General features: G+C 54.0%; 1 protein-coding gene. It reads right to left on the bottom strand.

Annotated features, from left to right (window positions below):
* Positions 1 to 36: 36 nt before the first annotated feature.
* Positions 37 to 737: DDE-type integrase/transposase/recombinase (locus tag INT21_RS01245; RefSeq protein WP_193084752.1), on the bottom strand; the 701-nt coding region annotated here is incomplete at its 5' end.

The following is a 737-nucleotide window of genomic DNA, read 5'->3' as shown; positions in this document are numbered from 1 at the left end:
CGGTGATTTTCAACCCAGTTGTCCAAATGGCTGCGCTTAAGCAGCCTTTTTATTACGCTCGATTTCCTGCACTTTCCCTGGGTTAAGCGACACTGAACCAGTGACCTCCCAGTTTCGGGTGCTGCCCGACCAGCGTTTCGGATATCGACGCTTAGCACTTTCATAAACCGCTTTACGGCGTTCAAGGCGTTTTCGATCAACACCACGATGTCGATCAGCTGGCGTGACATATTGGATGCCACTGTGAAGGTGCTGTTCGTTGTAAGCCCGCTCGAACACCAACATCCATTCTCGTACCGCGCTCAGCGATGCAAAGCCCTTGGTGGGCCACGCTGGGCAATATTTGACGGTACGGAACAGCGATTCCGAGTAAGGGTTGTCGTTGCTTACTCTCGGGCGACTGTAAGACATCAACATCCCCAGTTCGGTTAACCTCGCTTTGAGCGTATAGGACGTCATCGGCGCCCCGTTATCTGAGTGCAGTACCGGTGGTTGATGCCAGCAACCTTCTCGCAGCAAAGCGCGTTCCAGTAATTGTTTAGCCAGCTCGCCCGATTCGGTGTCGTGAACTTCCCAGGCGATGATTTTGCGGCTGTAGATATCCATGATCAGGTAGAGATACCAGTGCTGGCCTCGCACAACGGAGGCGCAGAAGCTAATGTCCCAACTCCAGACCTGGTTTGGCCCTGTTGCCGTAAAACTGGTCGGCGCGGGCACTGGACGGCGTGGTTTCATAC

Origin of the sequence: Halomonas sp. 3F2F, from assembly GCF_014897805.1 — a bacterium.
Lineage (GTDB): Bacteria > Pseudomonadota > Gammaproteobacteria > Pseudomonadales > Halomonadaceae > Vreelandella.
The sequence above is the reverse complement of the archived record's forward strand: the minus strand, read 5'-3'. Positions and strand labels throughout refer to the sequence as shown.